Genomic DNA, 258 nt, shown 5'->3' on the forward strand with positions numbered 1-258 from the left:
TCCTGGGAATTACCCACACGCAAAAAATGCTGGGCGGCGTGGCGACCTTCAACCCGACCTGGAGCCACGGCATGCCGTGGTTCAATGCCGAAACCGACGAAAATAAATCCGGGGATATGCCGCGGGCAGAGTTCCGTAAATGGAGCCTGAACGCCAGCTTCCAGCGTCCTGTTGCCCGTAACGCGTGGTGGCTGACCAGCGCCTACGGCCAGTGGTCGCCCGACCGGCTGTACGGCGCCGAGCGCCTGACGCTCGGCG

Annotated in this window: 1 protein-coding gene; it reads left to right on the forward strand. The window is 63.6% G+C overall.

The window, feature by feature from the left end; all coding sequences use genetic code 11:
• On the forward strand, positions 1-258 hold a 258-nt coding region (locus ACERY3_RS25465; RefSeq protein WP_373226813.1), incomplete at both ends, for a ShlB/FhaC/HecB family hemolysin secretion/activation protein.

The organism is Enterobacter cloacae complex sp. ESBL7, from assembly GCF_041679625.1.
In the GTDB taxonomy this organism is placed as follows: Bacteria; Pseudomonadota; Gammaproteobacteria; order Enterobacterales; family Enterobacteriaceae; genus Enterobacter; species Enterobacter asburiae_B.